This window comes from Vagococcus silagei (assembly GCF_004795745.1).
GTDB lineage: Bacteria > Bacillota > Bacilli > Lactobacillales > Vagococcaceae > Vagococcus > Vagococcus silagei.
In genome coordinates this window covers 1-21,857 of the sequence record NZ_SDGV01000018.1, presented here as the reverse complement: position 1 = coordinate 21,857, position 21,857 = coordinate 1, and the positions used below count along the sequence as shown (strand labels likewise).

At 36.0% G+C, this 21,857-nt stretch carries 18 protein-coding genes and 1 other RNA gene; 15 read left to right on the top strand and 4 right to left on the bottom strand.

From position 1 onward, the window contains the following. Window positions 1–83 precede the first annotated feature (83 nt). Entirely contained in the window at window positions 84–695 is a 612-nt protein-coding gene (locus ESZ54_RS08730) for an FMN-dependent NADH-azoreductase (RefSeq protein WP_136137293.1), read from the bottom strand. Window positions 696–892: 197 nt separating this feature from the next. Between ESZ54_RS08730 and ESZ54_RS08725 the strand changes: the two genes are divergently transcribed. The 8 genes from ESZ54_RS08725 to nth all read left to right on the top strand — a co-directional run bounded on the left by ESZ54_RS08725 (window position 893) and on the right by nth (window position 7,908). Continuing rightward, window positions 893–1,474 (top strand): thymidine kinase, encoded by a 582-nt coding sequence (locus ESZ54_RS08725; RefSeq protein ID WP_136137292.1) that lies wholly within the window; start codon window positions 893–895, stop codon window positions 1,472–1,474. 33 nt (window positions 1,475–1,507) lie between these two features. After that, window positions 1,508–2,578 (top strand): peptide chain release factor 1, encoded by a 1,071-nt coding sequence (gene prfA / locus ESZ54_RS08720; protein WP_136137384.1) that lies wholly within the window; start codon window positions 1,508–1,510, stop codon window positions 2,576–2,578. Then, a complete protein-coding gene (prmC, locus tag ESZ54_RS08715) occupies window positions 2,571–3,413 on the top strand; it encodes a peptide chain release factor N(5)-glutamine methyltransferase (protein WP_136137291.1) in 843 nt (280 codons plus the stop codon). The genes prfA and prmC overlap by 8 nt, the downstream gene beginning before the upstream one ends. A gap of 15 nt (window positions 3,414–3,428) precedes the next feature. Next, window positions 3,429–4,454, top strand: coding sequence for an L-threonylcarbamoyladenylate synthase (locus ESZ54_RS08710; RefSeq protein ID WP_204249530.1), 1,026 nt, complete (start codon window positions 3,429–3,431; stop codon window positions 4,452–4,454). A 48-nt stretch (window positions 4,455–4,502) separates the two neighbouring features. Further along, window positions 4,503–5,741 carry a serine hydroxymethyltransferase gene (glyA, locus tag ESZ54_RS08705; protein WP_136137289.1) on the top strand — a complete coding sequence of 413 codons (1,239 nt, stop codon included), beginning with the start codon at window positions 4,503–4,505 and terminating at the stop codon, window positions 5,739–5,741. Between the two features lie 80 nt (window positions 5,742–5,821). Further along, entirely contained in the window at window positions 5,822–6,451 is a 630-nt protein-coding gene (gene upp / locus ESZ54_RS08700; RefSeq protein ID WP_136137288.1) for a uracil phosphoribosyltransferase, read from the top strand. A 90-nt stretch (window positions 6,452–6,541) separates the two neighbouring features. Further along, on the top strand, window positions 6,542–7,234 hold the full coding sequence (locus tag ESZ54_RS08695) for a DnaD domain-containing protein (protein WP_204249529.1): 693 nt from the start codon (window positions 6,542–6,544) through the stop codon (window positions 7,232–7,234). Between the two features lie 20 nt (window positions 7,235–7,254). Beyond that, window positions 7,255–7,908 carry an endonuclease III gene (gene nth, locus ESZ54_RS08690; RefSeq protein ID WP_136137286.1) on the top strand — a complete coding sequence of 218 codons (654 nt, stop codon included), beginning with the start codon at window positions 7,255–7,257 and terminating at the stop codon, window positions 7,906–7,908. A 61-nt stretch (window positions 7,909–7,969) separates the two neighbouring features. Here the strand turns inward: nth and ESZ54_RS08685 are convergent, their stop codons facing one another. Then, window positions 7,970–8,581: a TetR/AcrR family transcriptional regulator gene (locus ESZ54_RS08685; protein ID WP_204249537.1), complete on the bottom strand. Its 612-nt coding sequence runs from the start codon at window positions 8,579–8,581 to the stop codon at window positions 7,970–7,972. A gap of 170 nt (window positions 8,582–8,751) precedes the next feature. Here ESZ54_RS08685 and ESZ54_RS08680 point away from each other — a divergent pair, with 170 nt between their 5' ends. Then, window positions 8,752–13,017 carry a 2-hydroxyacyl-CoA dehydratase gene (locus tag ESZ54_RS08680; protein WP_136137284.1) on the top strand — a complete coding sequence of 1,422 codons (4,266 nt, stop codon included), beginning with the start codon at window positions 8,752–8,754 and terminating at the stop codon, window positions 13,015–13,017. Window positions 13,018–13,221: 204 nt separating this feature from the next. On the opposite strand, the gene ESZ54_RS08675 is transcribed toward ESZ54_RS08680, so the two are convergent. Beyond that, window positions 13,222–15,399: a PBP1A family penicillin-binding protein gene (locus ESZ54_RS08675; RefSeq protein WP_136137283.1), complete on the bottom strand. Its 2,178-nt coding sequence runs from the start codon at window positions 15,397–15,399 to the stop codon at window positions 13,222–13,224. 2 nt (window positions 15,400–15,401) lie between these two features. Beyond that, window positions 15,402–16,013, bottom strand: a complete 612-nt coding sequence (gene recU, locus ESZ54_RS08670; RefSeq protein WP_420824363.1) for a Holliday junction resolvase RecU — start codon at window positions 16,011–16,013, stop codon at window positions 15,402–15,404. Window positions 16,014–16,244: 231 nt separating this feature from the next. Between recU and gpsB the strand changes: the two genes are divergently transcribed. The 6 genes from gpsB to ESZ54_RS08640 all read left to right on the top strand — a co-directional run bounded on the left by gpsB (window position 16,245) and on the right by ESZ54_RS08640 (window position 21,789). After that, window positions 16,245–16,673, top strand: a complete 429-nt coding sequence (gene gpsB, locus ESZ54_RS08665; protein ID WP_136137281.1) for a cell division regulator GpsB — start codon at window positions 16,245–16,247, stop codon at window positions 16,671–16,673. 29 nt (window positions 16,674–16,702) lie between these two features. Next, window positions 16,703–17,076, top strand: an RNA gene (gene rnpB, locus ESZ54_RS08660) — RNase P RNA component class B. Between the two features lie 82 nt (window positions 17,077–17,158). After that, the gene (locus tag ESZ54_RS08655; RefSeq protein WP_136137280.1) at window positions 17,159–18,310 is read left to right on the top strand and encodes a THUMP domain-containing class I SAM-dependent RNA methyltransferase; all 1,152 of its coding nucleotides are present in this window, start codon (window positions 17,159–17,161) and stop codon (window positions 18,308–18,310) included. 1 nt (window position 18,311) lies between these two features. Beyond that, window positions 18,312–19,811 carry a carboxypeptidase M32 gene (locus ESZ54_RS08650; RefSeq protein WP_136137279.1) on the top strand — a complete coding sequence of 500 codons (1,500 nt, stop codon included), beginning with the start codon at window positions 18,312–18,314 and terminating at the stop codon, window positions 19,809–19,811. Window positions 19,812–19,841: 30 nt separating this feature from the next. Next, on the top strand, window positions 19,842–20,708 hold the full coding sequence (locus ESZ54_RS08645; RefSeq protein ID WP_136137278.1) for an ROK family protein: 867 nt from the start codon (window positions 19,842–19,844) through the stop codon (window positions 20,706–20,708). Window positions 20,709–20,898: 190 nt separating this feature from the next. Further along, a complete protein-coding gene (locus ESZ54_RS08640; RefSeq protein ID WP_239433786.1) occupies window positions 20,899–21,789 on the top strand; it encodes a fructose bisphosphate aldolase in 891 nt (296 codons plus the stop codon). Window positions 21,790–21,857: the final 68 nt, after the last annotated feature.

The following is a 21,857-nucleotide window of genomic DNA, read 5'->3' as shown; positions in this document are numbered from 1 at the left end:
AATCTTGCGATTAAATTAAAAACCAATTTATTCGCAAGCTCGTCTTGCGACTCACCTCAAAGCGCTCCAAAAATCACCTTTTTTTAAAATTCTCTTGCTAATTCTTTTGCTTTACTATGTGCTTCTTTTAGGATTGTTTCTTTTTGGTCTGGGTTGTAGTCGATGCCTTCGACTGCTAGGTGTTGAACGTTTTCGACGCCGATAAAGTTGAAGACCATTTTGATGTATTGGGCTGCTGGATCTTGTCCGCCGTATGTGCCTCCATTTGATTGGATGTGCATTAGTTTTTTACCACTAGTCAATCCTTTTGGTCCTTCTTCTGTATAGGCAAATGTTTTTCCAGCGACATTAATTGTGTCAATCCATGCTTTCAAACGTGTTGGTACTTGTAAGTTCCATAATGGATTGGCAATAATGATTTTATCGGCTGCTAAAAATTGTGCTGTTAATTCTGAAAATCGATTTACTTTTTTGGCTTCTACGTCAGATAATTCAGTTCCTGATGCAAGTTTTTGCCAGCCTGACATCATCTCTGCATCGATTTCAGGAGTAAAATCACTATATAAATCAACAAGTTGAATCTCTTCTTCTGAATTCAGACTTTTATATTCATTTAAAAATGTATCTAAAACAGCTACTGATTTAGACTGTTCTTTTGTTAATGGGTGTGCTTTTATTACAAGTGTTTTTGACATAATGACTCCACCTTAGTTTTATTTTACTTATTAAAAATAAGCAAAACTATAATATCGTATGAAGGATTGAAAAGTAAAGTAAAAACAGAATATTTTAGAAAAATTAGGCTTAATATGAAATTTACGGAAGTAACAGGATGATTTTTTTTGATAATTAAAGTATACTATCATAGAAGAATATAGAGGAGTAATGTGAAATGGCCCAATTATTTTTTAAGTACGGCGCAATGAATAGTGGAAAAACGATTGAAATTTTAAAAGTCGCTCATAACTATGAAGAACAAAATAAGTCAGTAGTCATCTTAACAAGCGGTATCGATACTCGCGATGATATTGGGGTTGTTTCAAGTCGGATTGGTCTCCGCCGTGAAGCGACACCAATTTTTAGTGAAACGGATATTTACAAAATAATTGCAGATATTCCTAAAAAACCGTATTGTGTTTTAGTCGATGAGTCTCAATTTTTAGAAAAACACCATGTACTTGAACTCGCGCGTGTTGTTGACGAGTTATCAATTCCCGTAATGGCGTTTGGTTTGAAAAATGATTTTAAAAATGAACTTTTTGAAGGTTCAAAATATTTATTACTTTATGCAGATAAATTAGAAGAACTAAAAACAATTTGTTGGTTCTGTCATAAAAAAGCGACAATGAATTTAAGAGTTTCAGATGGTACACCTGTTTATTCAGGCGAGCAAATTCAAATTGGCGGAAATGAATCTTATTTCCCCGTTTGTCGTAAGCATTACCTCAATCCACCATTAGATGAAACTAACTAGAGGGAACAGAGTGAAAGGAAGATTTATTAAATGATGTATGATCAATTACAAGCGGTTGAAGATCGCTATGAAGAATTAGGGGAACTATTAAGTGACCCAGAAGTAATTTCTGATACGAAACGTTTCATGGAGTTATCAAAAGAAGAAGCAGGTACGCGTGAAACGGTTGAAACTTATCGTCGTTATAAAGCAGTTATCGAAGGTATTGCTGAAACTGAGGAGCTATTATCTGAAAAACTTGATGATGAATTACAAGAAATGGCTAAAGAAGAATTATCAGACTTTAAAAAAGAAAAAGAAGAACTAGAAGAAACAATTAAAATTTTATTATTACCAAAAGACCCTAATGATGACAAAAACATTATTATGGAAATTCGTGGTGCAGCAGGTGGCGATGAAGCAGCATTATTTGCGGGCGACCTTTTTGAAATGTACCAAGCTTACGCGACAGCTCAAGGTTGGAAATTTGAAGTGATGGACGCTAACATTACTGATATTGGTGGTTATAAAGAAGTAACGATTATGATCCAAGGCGACAGTGTCTTTTCTAAATTAAAATATGAAAGTGGCGCTCATCGTGTGCAACGTGTTCCTTCAACAGAATCGCAAGGCCGTGTCCATACGTCAACTGCAACAGTGGTTGTTTTACCTGAAGCTGAAGAAGTTGAATTAGAATTAGAAGATAAAGATATTCGTGTTGATATTTATCATGCGAGTGGCGCTGGTGGACAACATGTCAATAAAACAGCATCTGCCGTTCGTTTGACTCACTTGCCAACTGGAATTGCTGTCGCGATGCAAGATGAACGTTCACAACTTAAAAACCGTGATAAAGCGATGAAAGTTTTACGTGCACGTGTCTTTGACCAAATGTTACAAGAAAATCAAAGTGAATATGATGCAAACCGTAAATCAGCTGTCGGTACTGGCGATCGCTCGGAACGAATTCGTACTTACAATTATCCGCAAAACCGCGTGACAGATCACCGTATTGGTTTAACAATTCAAAAATTAGATCAAATTTTAGCTGGGAAATTAGATGAAATTGTTGATGCTTTGGTGATGTATGACCAAACAGCTCAATTGGATAAATTAAATGGTTAAGACCAAAACGTATTTTGAAGTCCTTCATTGGGCTTCTTCTTTTTTAGAGGAGTCTGGTAAGGAAAAATATATCGCGGAGTATTTATTACTCGAACGTTTAAATTGGAGTAAGACTGACTTGTTGGTGCACTTTAAAGAAGTGATGCCTCAAGAAATTTTGCAACAATTTGAATCAGATTTAAATGAAGTTATCGCAAATAAACCACCCCAGTATATTATTGGTTCAACTGAATTTTTAGGCGAACGCTTTAGTGTGACGCCAGCGACTTTGATCCCTAGACCAGAAACTGAAGAATTAGTGATGGCTTGTTTGGAAGATTGTGGCACTGAGGTGTCGAAGGTCATTGATATTGGAACAGGTAGTGGCATTATCGCCATCTCGTTAAAACTTGCGCGTCCGAATTGGCAAGTTAACGCTGTAGATATTTCAGAAGAGGCATTAGTTGTTGCCGCGTCAAATGCACGAAATCTTGACGCGACTGTCGACTTCAAAAACAGCGATGTCCTGCAAGCTTTTGATCCGGCGCCGCAATTTGACGTGATTGTGTCCAATCCACCATATATCGCAGAATCAGAACGTGATGTTATGGATGAGAGTGTAAAACAGTACGAACCATTGTCGGCTTTATTTGCTGAAGATAATGGTTTAGCCATTTATAAAAGAATCGCACTTGAAGCAAAAGACCGTCTCAAACCGAATGGTAAAATTTTTCTGGAAATAGGTTACCAACAAGGAGCCTCTGTCTCCGCAATTTTTAACGAGGTCTTTCCAGATAAAAATGTCAGTGTCATTAAAGACTTAAATCAAAATAACCGCATTGTAAAAGTGATTTAGAAAGAAGTTTTAATAATGAAAACAAAAATATTAACTGAAAATGAAATAGCATTCGCAGCTGAACAACTTAAAAGAGGCCAATTGATTGCTTTTCCAACGGAAACAGTCTACGGATTGGGGGCAGATGCAACCAATGAAGAGGCTGTTAAGCAAGTCTATTTAGCCAAAGGTCGTCCGAGTGACAATCCTTTAATTGTCCATGTTGCCTCAGTGGAGGGTGTACGTCCTTTTGTTGATGAAATTCCTGAAAAAGCCTTAAAATTAATGACTTATTTTTGGCCTGGTCCTTTAACTATTATTTTAAAAATTAAAGTGAATGGTCAATTGTCTAAATCTGTTACTGGTGGCCTTGATACGGTAGCTTTTAGAATGCCAAATCACCCATTAACGCTTGAATTGATTGAAAAATCGGGAACAGTTCTAGTTGGTCCAAGTGCGAACTCATCAGGTAAACCAAGCCCGACTATGGCTGAACACGTGCATCATGATTTAGCAGGTAAAATTTGTGGTATTTTAGATGGTGGCATGAGTCAAGTTGGGATTGAATCAACTGTGATTGATTTATCTGAACCAGATGGTATTCCGTTGATTTTAAGACCAGGGGCAGTAACCAAAAATCAACTTGAAGCAGTGATTGGTACAGTTGCCTTTGATCAGCATTTAGTTGGTGAAAATGAAACACCGAAAGCGCCTGGTATGAAATATAAGCATTACTCACCTGATACCCCTGTTTTAATGGTTCGTGATGGTGACTGGGCTGAAGCGATTAAGGCATATCAAAATAAAAAAATTGGTTTACTAGCTAACAAAATCCGGATTAATCAATTTAAAAATCAATTTTCTGCAAGTTTTATGTTATCGGAAACAGGCGAAATTGATGAAGCGATGCGTCAGCTTTTTGCTGGGCTAAGAGCGCTTGACGAAGCTGACGTTGATTTAATTTTAGTTGAAGCTTATGATAATCAAGATGTTGAATTGGCCTATATGAATCGGTTAGAAAAAGCAGCAGGCAAACAATATTTTGAAACTATCCCTCATTAAGTTATTTTTTATGATACAATGGTAAAAATAATGTGAGGAGTGTTGAGTATGGATTATAAAAAGTTAGACCCAGTGTTATGGGAAGCAGTTGCAAATGAAAAGAAACGTCAAGAAGACAATATCGAATTGATTGCCTCTGAGAATTTTGTTTCAGAAGCTGTAATGGCAGCTCAAGGCAGCGTGTTGACGAACAAGTATGCTGAAGGTTATCCAAGTCGTCGTTATTATGGTGGCTGTGAATTTGTCGATGTTGTTGAGAATTTAGCTATTGATCGTGCGTGTAAATTGTTCAATGCTAAATATGCAAATGTGCAACCGCATTCAGGTTCACAAGCTAATACAGCTGCTTATTTATCTTTAGTCGAACCAGGGGATACCATTCTAGGTATGGATTTAACTGCTGGTGGTCACTTAACGCATGGTTCTCCTGTCAATTTCAGTGGTAAAACATACAACTTTATTGCGTATGGGGTTGACCCAGTTACTGAAGTGATTGACTATGACGTCGTAAGTATTCTAGCTCGTAAACATAAACCTGCTTTAATTATTGCTGGTGCTAGTGCCTATTCTCGTGAGATTGACTTTAAGAAATTTAAAGAAATCGCTGATAGTATTGGTGCTAAATTTATGGTTGATATGGCACATATTGCGGGTCTTGTTGCAACAGGATTACATCAAAACCCAATGGATTATGCAGATATTGTCACATCAACAACACATAAAACACTTCGTGGCCCTCGTGGTGGGTTAATTTTAACTAATGACGAAACGCTAGCTAAGAAAATCAATAGTAATATTTTCCCAGGTATTCAAGGTGGACCGTTAGAACATGTGATTGCAGGTAAAGCTGTTGCGTTCAATGAAGCGTTACAAGCAGATTTTAAACTATACTCACAACAAGTTATTAAAAATGCTAAAGCTATGGCACGTGTCATTAATCAAACGCCAGGTTTACGTTTAATTAGTGGAGACACAGACAATCATTTATTATTGATTGATGTTAGTGGACTTGAGATGACGGGTAAAGAAGCTGAAAAAGTTTTGGATACTATTAAGATTACGGTAAATAAAAATACTATTCCATTTGAAAGTTTAAGTCCATTTAAAACAAGTGGTATCCGTATCGGTACACCAGCCATTACAACACGTGGGTTTAAAGAAGAAGATGCTGAACTTGTTGCTAAATTAATTGCTGAAGCATTGATTAATCGTGCGAATGATGACGAGTTAGCAAAAGTGAAAGATAAAGTAACCTTCTTAACTAAAAAATATCCGCTCTATAAATAAAATTCTTTAAGGTTTGACTAGTCAAACCTTCTTTTTTCGGATACAATAGATTGGAATAAAAATTAAAGGAGAGACATATCATGGGAAAATTTCAAGTCATCGATCATCCGTTAATTCAACACAAATTAACAATCATTAGAGACAAGAACTGCGGGACAAAGGTTTTTAGAGAAGTAGTAGATGAGATTGCAAGTTTAATGGCATATGAAGTTTCAAGAGATATGCCTTTAGAAGATGTTGAAATCGAAACACCAATGGGACCTACGATTCAAAAAACATTATCTGGGAAAAAAGTTGCGATTATTCCAATCTTACGTGCCGGTTTAGGAATGGTGGATGGAATTTTAGAATTGATTCCAGCTGCTAAAGTAGGACACGTTGGATTATATCGTGATCACGATACGTTAGAACCAGTTGAGTATTTTGTTAAATTACCAGCAGACATTGCGGAACGTCAATTATTAGTTGTCGATCCAATGTTAGCAACTGGTGGTTCTGCAATCATGGCCATTGATTTACTTAAAAAACGTGGCGCAACAAACATTAAATTTGTTTGTTTAGTTGCTGCTCCAGAAGGAATTAAAATCTTACAAGAAGCACATCCAGATGTTGATATCTATGTTGCTGGCTTAGATGAAAAATTAAATGAAGATGGCTATATCGTACCAGGTCTAGGCGACGCTGGAGATAGACTGTTCGGAACAAAATAAGACTGTTAAGACGTATAAAATCGATTCATTTGAATGTGATTTTATACGTTTTTTTAGAAGTAATACCTCATGAAAGGTAGGTTTATAAGTATGTTGGATTTACAACAATATCTTGCCAAAGGGCAAACATCATTATCGAATTTAGTTTTAGATTACTATAAAAAAATTGGCATGACGGATGCTGAATTACTGGTGTATTTACAACTTTTGAAATATCAACAAAAAGGAAATGCCTTTCCAGAGTTGAGTAAATTAGCCAAAAATTTAGCTTACCCTCTTGAGCAAGTTTTTCCGTTAATTGAGTCGTTGATTGCGAAGAAAATTATTAAAATTGAAACGGTGACGAATAAAGAAGGGCAAGCAGAAGACTGGTATAATTTAAATGTTATTTATGAGACGTTGAGTATTTATCTAGAACAAGTTGCTAAAAAGAAAAAAACACAAGAGAGTGAAGCAACAGTTGCCGATCTTTTTAAATCATTTGAGTCTGAATTTGGTCGAGCTTTATCTCCAGTTCAGTATGAGGAAATACAAAAATGGCTTAATGAGGATCAATATTCACCAGAGATAATTCAGCTTGCTTTAAGAGAAGCAGTCTTAAATCAGGCTTATAGCTTTACCTATATCGATCGGATTTTACTTGATTGGGAAAGAAAAAACTTGAAGTCTAAGCAAGATGTGCAACGCTATCAAAAAGTTCGTCAAAATAAAAAGAATGAAGTCGAGGAGACTGAAGAAGTGTTACCGCATATCCCACTTTATAATTGGCTTGATTCAGAATAAGCAGTGAGAGGAGTTTAACAATGTTATCGAAAAAGAAAACTTTGGAAGCACTTGAATTAATGAAGGAAATGTATCCCGATGCGGAAGGCGAGTTAAGAGCAGAAACACCTTTTCAATACTTGGTTGCTGTGATGTTAAGTGCTCAAGCAACAGATGCATCTGTTAATAAGGCAACGCCAAATCTGTTTGAGGCTTACTCAACTCCGCATGCTTTAGCCCAGGCCGATGAAGCTGATATTCGGGACTTAATTCGCACGATTGGTTTGTATAAAACTAAAGCCAAAAATATTAAGAAAACAGCACAGGAAATTGATACAACATATCAAGGACAAGTGCCGACAACAATTAAAGAACTAATGAAATTACCAGGCGTAGGTCAAAAAACGGCAAATGTTGTTGCAGGTGACTTGTTTAACGTACCAGCAATTGCAGTGGACACGCATGTCGAGCGGATTAGTAAACGCCTTAGAATTTGTAAAAAATCAGCAACTTTGCAAGAAGTTGAGACTGAATTGATGAAGAAAATTCCAAAAGAAGAATGGGTCTTAGCGCATCACACCATGATTCTTTTTGGTCGCTATCATTGTGTCGCCCGGTCACCAAAATGTACAACTTGTCCATTGATTGAATTATGTTTAGAAGGTCAACAGCGCTTAAAAAAACAAGCAAATTAAAACCAACAATTTTTGTATGAGACGCTCAGAAACGTGTATACAAAAGTTGTTGGTTTTTTTGCTATTGAATAATATCAATACCGAGAACTGTTAAATGACCGTTACCGACAAGTTTAATGACAAGTCGTGCCATATGATTCGCATCAAAGTCCGAGTCTGTGGTCACCCACCAATGAACAGTACCAATGAAGATACTGGTCATGTATTCAATAATAAAACTGATGGGTACCTCGATATCGTTTTCGGTAATTCTTAGTTTTGAAAATGTTTCTTCGTACATGGTCGAAAGGACATCAGATAATTTTTTACGAAAAATTTCGCTTGAACTCCCTTCGGTTAACATACAGAAAAAGTTTTGTTCTTCTTTAATGAGCTGAAAAATACTGGTGAGCGATTTTTCAATTGATTTTAATTCGATAAATTTTGATTTGTTAAGTTTATTAGCATCTAAAATACCACTTAAATTCGAGACCGCATATTCCATGACGTAATCATACAAGTCAGGTTTATCCTTGAAATGAGCATAAAATGTCGCACGATTAATCATGGCTTTATCTGCAATGTCTTGAATCGTAACAGCCTCATATCCTTTTTCGTTTACTAACGATAAAAAAGCTTCAATAATCATTTTTTTAGTCCGAATAACACGGATATCAGTTTTTTTCATGAAAATTCTCCTTAATAGGCAACATTTTCCTTTGATTTGTTGTTTATATCACAAATGACCATATTTTGATGATTGAAAATTATTTAATGTCGCTTAGAATATACTATATAGTATATCAAACATCATGTTAGATAATCAACAAGGTGTTGGTTAGTTAAAAAGGAATGAAAACTAAAATGAATATTCGTGTAGGAATTGATGTCGGTTCAACGACAGTTAAGTGTGTGGCGTTGGATCCAGAAAACAAATTATTATTTTCAACTTATGAACGTCACTTTTCTGATGTAAAAAAGGCAACATTGGATGTTTTATTAACATTGAAGGAAGTGTTGCCGAAACAAGCGACGTTGTATTTTATGATTTCTGGTTCAGGAGGAATGGGTCTTTCTGAACTTTTAGAGATGCCGTTTATCCAAGAAGTGATTGCTGGAACCAAGGCAGTTGAAGTCTTAATTCCTGAAACGGATGTTGCAATTGAACTTGGTGGTGAAGATGCTAAAATCACCTTTTTTGAAGGTTCATTAGAACAACGCATGAATGGGAGTTGTGCTGGTGGAACGGGTGCTTTTATCGATCAAATGGCAAGTTTACTTAAAACTGATTCTATTGGCTTAAATGAATTAGCCAAAAATCAGCATACCATTTATCCGATTGCTTCACGTTGTGGAGTCTTCGCCAAAACAGATGTACAACCTCTTCTTAACGAAGGAGCTAGGAAAGAAGATATCGCAGCGAGTGTTTTTCAAGCAGTTGTGAATCAAACAATTGCTGGATTAGCAGCAGGGCGTAAAATTAAAGGTAATGTTGCCTTACTCGGTGGCCCACTGTACTTTATGAGTGAGCTGCGTTTACGTTTTATTGAAACATTGGACTTAAATGAGGATCAAGTCATTTTTCCAGAAAATCCGCAACTTTTCGTCGCATTTGGTGCGGCACTCTCGATTAAGCGTGAAGGTGCAATTGCACTGGATGATTTAATTGAAATCTTACAGTCCTCACCTAAAAAATCGTTAGGTATGAGCGATACATTGCCACCGCTTTTTAAAGATGAAGTGGAGTTGGCAGAATTTCGTGATCGTCATCAACGCGCGACAATTGTTGAAGCTGATTTTAAATCATACGAAGGTCCAATTTTTATTGGGATTGACGCGGGCTCAACGACAACAAAAGTTGCTGTGATTGGAGATGAGGCGCAACTCTTGTATCAATTTTATGGTAATAATGAAGGTCAACCTTTGGAAACAACTGTTAGAATATTGAAAGATATTTATGCCCAACTTCCAAAAAACTGTTATATTGCAAAGACTGCTGTCACTGGTTATGGGGAGCATTTAATTAAACATGCGTTAAAAGTCGATATTGGTGAAGTTGAAACAGTGGCACATTACAAGGCAGCAAGTTATTTCGCACCAGAAGTTGATTTTATTCTTGATATTGGTGGCCAAGATATGAAGGCCATGACGATTGAAAATGGTGCACTTTCTTCGATTCAATTAAATGAAGCTTGTTCATCTGGCTGTGGTTCATTTATTGAAACATTTGCTAAAAGTCTAAATTATAATATCGAAGATTTTGCTCAAGCAGCACTTGAGTCAGCAACACCAGTTGATTTAGGTTCACGTTGTACAGTTTTTATGAATTCGAAAGTCCGTCAGGTTCAAAAGGAGGGCGCAACGCCAGGTGATATTTCTGCTGGATTGGCATATTCTGTGATTAAAAATGCGCTGTATAAAGTAATTAAATTAAAACAAGCCGATGATTTAGGTGAAACGATTGTTTGTCAGGGTGGGACTTTTTATAATGAATCAGTCTTGCGCGCTTTTGAGTTGATAAGTGGTCGTGAAGTGATTCGTCCAACTATTTCAGGTTTGATGGGAGCATATGGGGCGGGTTTGATTGCGCGTGAAGAATACTCTTTAGATCAAACGAATAGTGACATGTTAAGCTTGAATGAGATGGATAATTTGCAATCTGAAAAAGAATTTACGCATTGTAAACTTTGTAAAAATAATTGTTTATTGACGATTACGTTATTTTCAGATGGTCGAAAATTTATTACCGGAAATCGTTGTGAACGCGGAGCGCAACAAAAAATTGCTAAAGAAGATCGTCGTGAAAATTTAGTGGATTACAAGTATCGCAAACTCTTTAAGTATCGCTCACTTAAAGCAGCAGAAGCGCCAAACGGAACTATAGGTATTCCGAGAGTTTTAAATATGTACGAAAATTATCCATTATGGCATACAGTTTTCACTGACTTGGGTTTTAGTGTTGTTTTATCTCCAAATTCAGATAAAGAACTCTATGAAAGTGGCATTGAGACCATTCCGAGCGATACGGTTTGTTATCCGGCAAAATTGGTGCATGGACATATTGCAGCCTTAATTAAAGAACAAGTTGGAATAATTTTTTATCCAGGGGTTGTTTTTGAACGAGTTGAAGATACGAATGCCGATAATCACTTCAACTGTCCGATTGTTCAAAGTTATTCTGATGTGATTAAAAATAATATGGATGATATTCGTGAGGGAAAAGTCGATTATCGTAATCCGTATTTGAATCTGGCGGATACTGCTTCGGTCGTGAATCAATTAAAAACGTGTTTTTCTGATTTTGATTTCAGTGACGAAGATATTTCGAAAGCTGTACAACATGGTTTTGCCGAAATGGACAAATTTAAAGAAGATTTACAAAAGCGTGGCGAGAAAATTTTTGCTCAAATCCAACGTGACAATCAAAAAGCAGTTGTTTTATCTGGTCGACCATACCATATTGACCCGGAAGTTAATCATGGGATTGCTAATATCATTACCCAAGAAGGTTTCCATGTCTTGACGGAAGATAGTATCTGTCATCTTGGTGATGTCGAAAATTTACGTGTGGTTAATCAGTGGGTCTATCACTCAAGACTGTACGCTGCTGCGCGTGTTGTGGCAAAGGTACCAAATTTAGAGTTGGTACAACTTAACTCATTTGGTTGTGGTTTAGATGCTGTCACAACCGATCAAGTTGAAGAAATTATGCGTCAATATGGTCGAATTTACACAGTTCTAAAAATTGATGAAGGTTCCAATTTAGGTGCAGCAAGAATTCGTTTAAGATCACTGAACGCTGCCATTCGTGAACGTGAAAAAACAAATGTCTTACCGGAACTAAAATTTGAAGAACCTGAAAAAATTGTCTTTACCAAAGAGATGCGAAAACGACACACATTGTTATTACCAATGTTAAGCCCAATTCATCAAGAAGGCTTGGTAGATGTAGCTCTTAAAGCAAGTGGCTATGATGTTGTTTGTTTGCCGAGTGAAGATAAAAAAGCGATTGATGTTGGTTTGAAATTTGTAAATAACGATGCTTGTTATCCGGCTATTATTTCAATTGGACAACTGATTGAAGCTTTACAGTCAGGTAAATATGATTTAGAAAATACTAGTGTTTTGATGACACAAACAGGTGGAGGCTGTCGTGCGACAAACTACATTCCGCTTTTACGTAAAGCATTAACTGATGCTGGTTTTGATAAAATTCCAGTGGTTTCCATTTCACTTGGTAACCAAGGTGTCGAATCAAATCCAGGCTTTAAGATGAGTATTCCATTATTAAAGAAAGTAGCGATTGCTTTTCTGTATGGCGACTTATTTGAAAAAGTTGTTTATCGTACGCGACCTTATGAGGTAGTACCTGGTTCGGTAAACGAGCTACATGATGAGTGGCTTAAAAAAATTGCACATAGTATTGAGGTTGGGTCCTTTAGACTATTCAAGAAAAATATGTATCAAATTGTCAATGATTTTGATAATATTGCAATTCACGATGTTAAAAAACCCAAAGTTGGGGTAGTGGGTGAAATTCTTGTAAAATACTCACCCATCGCCAATAATGATGTGATTAGTATTTTGGAAAGTGAGGGAGCTGAGGCAGTCGTACCTGGGATTGCTGGCTTTATGAATTATTCACTGTATAACTCAATTTGGAAATACGAAAACTTAGGCTTTAGTAAAAAATCAAAATGGATTGCTGAATTTGCAATTAAGTTAATTGAACGTTGTGAAAAACCAATGAATGAAGCCTTAAAAGCTTCGAAGCGTTTTACCGGTATCACGCCAATTGATCGTTTAGCAGAAGATGCGAGTAAAATTCTATCGATTGGTAACCACACAGGTGAGGGTTGGTTCTTAACTGGTGAGATGATTGATCTCTTAAAAAATGATGTACCAAACATTATTTGTTTACAACCATTTGGCTGTTTACCAAATCACGTCGTTGGAAAAGGTGTGATGAAAGAACTCCGCCATCAATACCCAGGCGCTAATATTGCTGCCATTGATTATGATCCAGGAGTCTCAATCGTCAATCAATTAAACCGAATTCGTCTTTTGTTAGCAACAGCAGAGAAAAAAATGGGGGAAGAAAAAGGTGACGCCGTTTGCGTCAAGCGATGAGTCGTTTAGTGCCGAAAGCCTGCTCACGAAGCTCCATAAGAGCGGGTGTCATAGTGAGAGTTTTGAACTCAATAAAAAGATGAAACAGGTATGCAGACGTTTTTTGTCTGAATAACAAAATTAGTTTAATTGTCAACTCAACCTCCGAAAATCCATCAATCTAGTAACAAAAAAGACAGACTTTTAAGTCTGTCTTTTTTGTTATTACTCTGAATTGTCTTCATTTTCAGAGTCATCAGTAGATGGTGTTTCAGTTTGTCCACCATCATTAGAATTTTCAGGTGGTTTTGTTTCACTGACTGGTGGTTTTACTGTTGATTCTTTTGATTTTGTAGCAGGTGTTACTTCAGAAGATGACGGTTCATCGTCTTCCTCGTAATATTCAGTTGTATATTCATAAGTTTGATATTTATATTGTGTGTTTGTATGGCCTTTGACATAAACCTCAGTACCATATCTGACAACGTCATTTGGCATCTTCCAGTCAGTTATTTCAAGATTCTTACTTTGGTAAAGATAAGCCATGAAGTTTTTATAAATATCCATTGCAAGTTGTTGATCGTAAACAGGTATTGCTTGGAAGTATTCATCATATCCGGTCCAAATTGCTAATGAATATTTTGGTGTATAACCAGCGAATGAGATGTCAGGACTTCCGATTCCTTTAATTTTATCAACATCATCATCTGAATAGTTAGAAGTACCTGTTTTACCAGCTTGAATTAAGTTTGGAATACTAGCTGGTATCCCCGTACCACGACGAATGACATCTTTCAACATGTCAGTAATAATATATGCTGTTGATTCTTTCATCGCACGTTTTCCCTGAGGTTCAAATTTTTCTTCAACACCATCAGAATAAACAACTTTATTGATATAAGAAGGACGGTAGTAAACCCCACCATTTGCAAGAGAAGAGTATGCTGCGGCCAAACTTTCAGTTGAAGCTTGGAAACCGATCGCTGTTCCTTCATAAACATCATTTTTAAGTCCTAAGTTTGAGATGAAATGTTTTGCTTTATCTGTTCCAACTTCATCTAAAGCTTTTAGTGCAGGAATATTACGCGAGTCAATTAATGATTCACGCATTGTGAGAGCACCACGATAAGATTTATCATAGTTGTAAACAGGTTTTTTACTACTCTTATAAAAGTAAGGTTCATCGACAAAAATCTGACCAGAACCATAACTTGATTCTTCAATTAACGGTCCATAGGCGACAAGAGGTTTTGCAGTTGATCCGATATCACGTTTTGATTCAACGGCACGATTCCATTTTTTCTGATTATTCCCAAGTTTACGCCCTCCAATCTGAGCACGAACGTAACCTGTTTTTACATCAATTAAGGTAGCAGAAGTTTGGAATTTACTATCTGGGAAGTTAATCGCAGAATTATCATTATTCACTAAACCGTATAAGTATTTTTGTGCGTCGATATCAATATTTGTATAGATATCTAATCCATCAGTATAAACATCTTTTTTAGTTCTTTCTTGAACTTCTTTAATTGCTTCGTTGAGGTAATAATCTGAAACAATTTGTTTATTCGTTAAATCATCATTCTTGAGTGGTACTAGTCCATCTTCGATTGGAACAGCAGTTGCTTCATTATATTGCTTATCCGTAATCTTTTTGTTTTCATGCATCTCTCTTAAAACTAAATCTCGTCTCGTTTTAGCCATATCTGGATGTGCATATGGATCGTAGTCATTTGGCGCTTGAGGCAGTCCTGCAAGTAACGCATATTGCGCTAAACTAAGTTTGTTAAAATCTTTATTATAGTATGTTGCTGCTGCAGTCTTCATGCCGTAGATTCCGTTTGCCATATACACACGGTTGATGTAGTAGGTTAAAATTTCATCTTTTGATTTATTTTTTTCTAATTTAATCGCTAACCATGCTTCTTGAGCTTTTCGTTTATAGTTCTGATCTTCTTTACGATGTGAGAAGTACGAGAGTTTGATCAATTGTTGCGTTAGAGTACTCCCACCTTGGGTATGATTGCCCTTTAAGTTTGAAAGGGCAGCCCCAACTATCCGAATTGGGTCAACACCGATATGTTTTTCAAAACGTCGATCTTCGATTGAAAGAATCGCATCTTTTAAAACTGGCGGAATTTGATTTGGTGGGATTGTTTCTCTTTTTTTAGCACCAACTGTCATAATGAATTTTCCATTCATATCATAAATGTCAGAAGATAACGTATCTTCTAATTTAGAAAATTCAAGTTCAGGTGTGTCTTTAATATAGTATAGAAAAACACCAGTTCCTAACATGAGCGGAACAAAAAATAAAATTAATATGAGAGCGAAAATAATCTTAAATTTTCTTTTTCGCTTTCTTTTAGTTCCACCATTACGATTGGAATCCTGTTTCTTCATAGCTAAGAGTCTCCTTTTAAAATATATTTATCTATTATTTCTAAATAAGGGATTCTGGGAAATAGTCCAGGTTGGATTTCATATCCACTTTCTTGAATCACCGAATGGGGGATAGATTTCTTTTTGTTTTTGATTTGGTTATCCCAATAATCAATCACAATTGATGCCGGCAAAAGGTAAGTTTCTTGTAATGAAGAAAAACGAATTAAGATAAACACAATTCCTTGTTGTTCAAGACAGGCTTTCATATGAAGAATTTGGTGATCATGAAAGTTTGTCAAAGGAAGAGATGTTTTGTTTTTTGTTTCTTTTGCTTCAAAATCTAAATAGTGACCACGATAAATGCCGTTGTAGTCTGTTGTTGAGGCTTCTTTAAAGTAGGCTTCTGTAATGACAGCCGCACTTCGTTTTGGGTAATGAACCTTAACAATTTGTACAGGGGTAGGCTTTTTATGAATGACCGCTATTTTTTTAGAAAGATAGTATAAATTACTTTGATTAATATCCTCTTCAAGTGACATGCCACGATTCGCAAAAGTTTTTGGCTTAGCGTTAGCCGGTCTCTTTGAACTTGAAAATGAGGAGTTACTTCCTTGCGGATAATTTATAGTCAGGTTAATCACACTCCTATCCCACATTATATCAAAACTTGAATTATATTGAAAAGGAAATAAAAGATTTCTTTAGGTTTTTATATGAAATTGTGAAGATTTGATTTTATTTTCATAAAATGATTGTCAATCGTTCAAAAAATGATTATAGTGTAATGTAGGGAAGTATGAGAGTCAAGAAAAACTTCAATAAAACTTCAATTAAAAATGACAATTAAAGGATGGGTGTAAGCATTGGCTAAACTAACATATGCAGCAAAAGACATTTTACAAAAAGAATTTAAATCAAAAATGCGTGGCTATGATCCAGTAGAGGTTGACGAATTTTTAGATAACGTGATTAAAGATTACGAACAATATAATCAAGAAATCATTTCATTAAAAGAAGAAAATCAACGTCTTGTTAATAAAGTGGATCAATTAACACAAAATCAAGCGACACTATCTCGCATGAAACAAGAAGCACCAAAATCAAATGCAATTACAAACTTTGATATTCTAAAACGTCTATCAAATCTTGAAAAACATGTTTTCGGAAACAAACTTGAAGAAGAGAGTGTAGTTGAATCTGAAGTGAGTCGTAAAGCACGTACGACACTAAATGAAGCAGCTCAAAAAGTTTTAGATGAAAAAGATGATTTAGAGATGACAAAACGCTTTTAATCAAGTAGAATAAACAAGTTAATAATATAGTTTTCGGATAATCGCAGTATCGCTTCGGTGATGTTGAGGAAAGTCCATGCTCGCACAGGCTGAGATGCGTGTAGTGATCGTGCTTAACGAAACAATAAGTTAAGGTACCTTGTAGAAGGTAACGGCAGACAAAAGAGCTAAAGCGCGTGCGTCATGCTCAAGTAGTCTTGAAAAGTGCCACAGTGACGAAGTAATTTTAGAAATAAAATTAGTGGAACGGGTAAACCCCTCGAGCGAGCAACCCAAACTTATGGTAGGGGCACCTTTCTCAGGGAAATGAACTTATGAGAAGGGACAGAGTATTCTGTAGACAGATGGTTATCCTTGTTATTTTTCCTGAAAGAAATAACAAGACAGAACATGGCTTACAGAAAACTATATTATTTCAGGATTTCCTTCCAATTTTTTTGGAAGGTTTTTTTTTTAAGAATAATAAAATGTAAAGGAATCGAAGCATGGAAGAATATAAGTTAGTAGCCACTGCTGCAAGTGGTATTGAGGCGTTAGTCGGTAAAGAGTTACGTGACCTAGGAATTGATTGCCAAGTTGAAAACGGTAAAGCTTTGTTTAAAGGTGATATGCGTACAATTTTAACAACAAACTTATGGTTACGAACTGCGGATAAAATTAAAATTATTGTTGGTGAATTTGAAGCGAAAACATTTGAAGATTTATTTGAACAAACGAAAGCATTACCTTGGGAAAAGTTTTTACCAATGGATGCCGAGTTTCCAGTATCAGGAAAATCAATTAAGTCAACACTATATAGTGTTCCGGATTGTCAAGCAATTACCAAAAAAGCGATTGTGTCGAGACTTAGTGAGTACTATTCTCGTTACGGACGCTTGCCTGAATCAGGCGCTTTATATCCAATTGAAGTGGCGATTTTAAAAGATAAAGTAACCTTAACATTAAATACGACAGGTCCAAGTTTATTTAAACGTGGTTACCGTTTAGAAAAAGGTGGCGCGCCACTTAAAGAAAATATGGCTGCTGCGATTATTTCTTTAACAAATTGGCGTAAAGATCGTCCGTTCTATGATCCGGTTTGTGGGTCAGGAACATTTTGTATTGAAGCAGCTATGATTGGTCGTAATTTAGCCCCAGGCTTTAATCGCGAATTCTTAATTGAAACATGGAGCTGGTTTGATAAAGAATTATCAAAAACAGTACGTGCTGAAGCTGAAGAAAAAGCGGATTATGACATTGAATTAGACATCATGGGAACTGATCTTGATCCTAAGATGATTGCCATTGCGCAAGCAAATGCGGAAGAAGCTGGCTTGGGAGATGCAATTACATTTAAACAAATGAACTTAATTGACTTTACAACAACTAAAGAATATGGTGTGATTGTTGCCAATCCTCCATATGGTGAACGTTTGGGAGATGAAGAAGGCGTTCAACGTTTGTACAAACAGATGGGTAAAATTTATAAACCGTTAGATACTTGGAGTAAATATATTTTAACCAGTGATTTATCATTCGAAACTCACTATGGTAGTAAAGCAACGAAAAAACGTAAACTTTATAATGGGTCTCTCCGTACGGATCTATTCCAATATTGGGGCAAACGCCTACCACGTCAACCACGAAAGGAAGATTAAAATGACAAAAGAGCAAGAGTTTTTAGCGTATTTAAAAGAAATTTCACTAATCAACGAGGCAGTTGGTTTAGCAGAATGGGATAGCCAAACAGGTATGCCTGAAGAAGCGGCTGGCTACCGTGCTGAAGTATCAAGTTATTTAGCAGGGATGGCCTTTGAAAAAGGCACGAATGAAAAAATGAAAGCTTTCTTAGATTATTTTGAAGAAAACCCAGCGGAATTATCTGAATTTGGTCAAGAAGTTTATAAAAAAGTTAAAGAAGAATATGATTTAAACAATAATATTCCTGTGGATCGCTTCCAAGCATATTCACGTTTAACTTCTGAAGCACATAGTATTTGGGTCGATGCACGTCAACAAAAAGATTATGGTGTCTTCAAGAAAACTTTAGAAGAAATTATTGCTTTCAATAAAGAATTCATTCCTTTATGGCGTAAGGATGAAAAAACACCTTACGATGTGTTATTAAATCTTTATGAACCAGGGATGACAACTGAAATTTTAGATGAAGTCTTCGGCCAAGTGAAAGACGGTATTATGGAAATCCGTGCAGAGTTAGCTGAAAAAGGGACTGAACCTGATACATCATTCTTACATCGTCATGTGTCACAAGCACAACAAGAAGAATTTGTACGTCGTGTTGTGACTGATTTAGGTTATGACTTTAAACGAGGTCGTTTAGATGAAACTGTCCATCCATTTATGTTAGATCTTAACCGTAATGATGCGCGTATTACTACAAACTGGATTGAAGACGACTTTATCGTGGCGACATTGGGTACAATTCATGAAGCTGGACACGGTATGTATGAACAAAATATTGATGCCAAATATGATTACACACCATTATCTGGTGGTGTTTCAATGGGTATTCATGAATCGCAATCATTATTTAATGAAATTATCGTGGGTAGCAGCCGTTCATTCTGGAAAAAACAATATCCTGTTTTACAAGAAATTACTGGTGACATATTTGCTGATGTCAATTTTGAAACATTCTACAATGGCTTGAAGAAAACACAATCAAGCTTAATTCGTATTCAAGCTGATACATTAACTTACCCATTACATATTATTATTCGTTATGAAATTGAAAAAATGATTTTCAACGAAGGTGTGGCATTAGATAATTTAGCTGAGATTTGGAATGATAAATACGAAGAATACTTAGGCATTCGACCTGAAAATGATCTTGTGGGTATCTTACAAGATGTGCATTGGTCTGGCGGTAGTTTTGGTTACTTCCCATCATATGCTTTAGGTTATATGTATGCTGCTCAATTACATCATGTGATGAACCAAGAATTTGATGTCGAAGCAGTCTTAGCATCAGATGACTATTCACCTATTTTACATTGGTTAACAAAACATATTCACCAATATGGTAGTTCTAGAAAACCAAGTCAATTGATTATGGATGCAACAGGTGAAAATCTAAATCCAAGTTACTTAATTGATTACATGAGAGAATTATATTTTAACGTTTACGATGTAAAATAAAAAATAAATCTTGATAGGAGCGTGTGAACCATGATTTTTGGAGCAATTGAAGCAGGTGGGACAAAATTTGTTTGTGCAGTGAGTGATGAAAATCTATCTTTGATTGAACGAATTAGCATTCCGACGACAACACCAGATGAAACGATGAAAGCTGTGATTCAGTTTTTCGAAGGTTATCCGGAGATAAAAGCAATTGGGATTGGCTCGTTTGGCCCGATTGATATTAATCCAAAATCAGATACATATGGTTCAATTACGTCAACACCTAAATTGGCATGGGCTAACTATGCTTTTCTAGATGTGATGAAGCAACATTTTGATATTACCTATGCTTGGACAACAGATGTGAATGCGGCCGCTTTTGGTGAAATCAAAAAGGGTGCAGCAGCTGGTAGTTCTAGTTGTGTTTATATCACAGTGGGGACTGGAATTGGTGCTGGGATTATCATTCAAGATAAAATTATTGAAGGATTTAGTCATCCGGAGGCAGGCCATATCGGCATTAAACGCCACCCGGATGATCACTTTGAAGGTAATTGTCCTTATCACGCTGATTGCCTTGAAGGGATGGCATCAGGACCAGCAATTGGAAAGCGTTATTGTGATTCTGCCAAAATTTTAGATCCGACACATCAAGCTTGGGAGATTGAGGCTGATTACTTGGCTCAAGCACTAGTTGCGATGACATTAATTGTTTCACCTGAAAAAATTGTTCTTGGTGGAGGGGTTATGAAACAGACACAGCTATTTCCACTTATTCGAGCTAGATTTAAGACTTTGCTGAATGGTTATGTGGTGACGCCTAATCTTGAAGACTATATTTTACCATGCGCTTTAGGTGATAACGCTGGTTTGACGGGTTGCTTGTTACTAGCAATCGATGCCTATCATAAATAAAATTAAAAGACAACGAAAGTTTTTCTTCATTGAAAAATTTTGTTGTCTTTTTGAGATTATATGCCACGAAAAGGTATGTTTTGATAAAAAATGCTAGATAATGTCTAGCTATCGTTTTATTTGATTTCAGATTGTACTATAATAAAAGTACAATCTATTGTGAATAAAAAAACAAAAGGGAGTGCATTAAATGATAGATGAAAAGAAATTAGAAAGAATGTCGTCAGGCGAAGGATTTATTGCAGCTCTGGATCAAAGCGGTGGACGCACACCAAGTACGTTAAGAGATTATGGTATTCCGGATAGCACTTATCATAGTAAAGAAGAAATGTATGATTTAATCCATGACATGCGTAAACGTATTTTAATGAGTCCTGAATTTACTTCGCACCATATTTTAGGCGCTATTATTTTTGAAGATACAATGAAACGTCAAATTGAAGGTCTTTATACTGCAGACTATTTATGGCAAAAGAAACATATCTTACCATTTTTGAGTATCGATGAAGGTTTATTACCAGAAGAAAATGGTGTGCAATTAATGAAAGATATTCCAAATCTTGAGGAAAAAGTACTAGATGCTAAAGAGCATCATGTCTTTGGTACAAAACAACGTTCCTTCATTCATCATGCTAATGAAGAAGGTATCAAAGCTGTTGTCGCGCAACAATTTGAACTAGCTAAAAAAGTCTTTCATTTAGGTTTAGTTCCAACGATTGAACCTGAAATTGATATTCATGCAAAGGATAAAGCGCAAGCAGAAGAAATCCTAAAAAAAGCTATTATTGCTGAATTAAACGTACTACCAAAAGAAGTGAAAATTTTATTAAAACTGAGTCTACCTTCCAAACCAGATTATTATCGTGAACTAATGGACTATGAACAAGTTGTCCGATTAGTTGCACTTTCTGGTGGATTCTCTCGTACTGAAGCCGATCAAAAATTAGCCGAAAATCATGGGATGATTGCTAGTTTCTCACGTGCTTTACTTGAAGATTTGTCGTATCAAGAGACGGATTTTGAATTTGATTTATATCTTCATCAAGCGATTGATCAAATTGATGAGGCGTCACGCATTTAATAATAATATTATAATAAATTGTAAACTGTAAAACCGATAGCAAATTGAGGCTCTTTGTCAAACTGGAC

Excerpts from the sequence above, each read along its gene's own strand:
- ESZ54_RS08730 (WP_136137293.1), bottom strand. The coding sequence starts at position 695 with ATGTCAAAAACACTTGTAATAAAAGCACACCCATTAACAAAAGAACAG.
- ESZ54_RS08725 (WP_136137292.1), top strand. The coding sequence starts at position 893 with ATGGCCCAATTATTTTTTAAGTACGGCGCAATGAATAGTGGAAAAACG.
- prfA (WP_136137384.1), top strand. The coding sequence starts at position 1,508 with ATGTATGATCAATTACAAGCGGTTGAAGATCGCTATGAAGAATTAGGG.
- prmC (WP_136137291.1), top strand. The coding sequence starts at position 2,571 with ATGGTTAAGACCAAAACGTATTTTGAAGTCCTTCATTGGGCTTCTTCT.
- ESZ54_RS08710 (WP_204249530.1), top strand. The coding sequence starts at position 3,429 with ATGAAAACAAAAATATTAACTGAAAATGAAATAGCATTCGCAGCTGAA.
- glyA (WP_136137289.1), top strand. The coding sequence starts at position 4,503 with ATGGATTATAAAAAGTTAGACCCAGTGTTATGGGAAGCAGTTGCAAAT.
- upp (WP_136137288.1), top strand. The coding sequence starts at position 5,822 with ATGGGAAAATTTCAAGTCATCGATCATCCGTTAATTCAACACAAATTA.
- ESZ54_RS08695 (WP_204249529.1), top strand. The coding sequence starts at position 6,542 with ATGTTGGATTTACAACAATATCTTGCCAAAGGGCAAACATCATTATCG.
- nth (WP_136137286.1), top strand. The coding sequence starts at position 7,255 with ATGTTATCGAAAAAGAAAACTTTGGAAGCACTTGAATTAATGAAGGAA.
- ESZ54_RS08680 (WP_136137284.1), top strand. The coding sequence starts at position 8,752 with ATGAATATTCGTGTAGGAATTGATGTCGGTTCAACGACAGTTAAGTGT.
- ESZ54_RS08675 (WP_136137283.1), bottom strand. The coding sequence starts at position 15,399 with ATGAAGAAACAGGATTCCAATCGTAATGGTGGAACTAAAAGAAAGCGA.
- ESZ54_RS08655 (WP_136137280.1), top strand. The coding sequence starts at position 17,159 with ATGGAAGAATATAAGTTAGTAGCCACTGCTGCAAGTGGTATTGAGGCG.
- ESZ54_RS08650 (WP_136137279.1), top strand. The coding sequence starts at position 18,312 with ATGACAAAAGAGCAAGAGTTTTTAGCGTATTTAAAAGAAATTTCACTA.
- ESZ54_RS08645 (WP_136137278.1), top strand. The coding sequence starts at position 19,842 with ATGATTTTTGGAGCAATTGAAGCAGGTGGGACAAAATTTGTTTGTGCA.
- ESZ54_RS08640 (WP_239433786.1), top strand. The coding sequence starts at position 20,899 with ATGATAGATGAAAAGAAATTAGAAAGAATGTCGTCAGGCGAAGGATTT.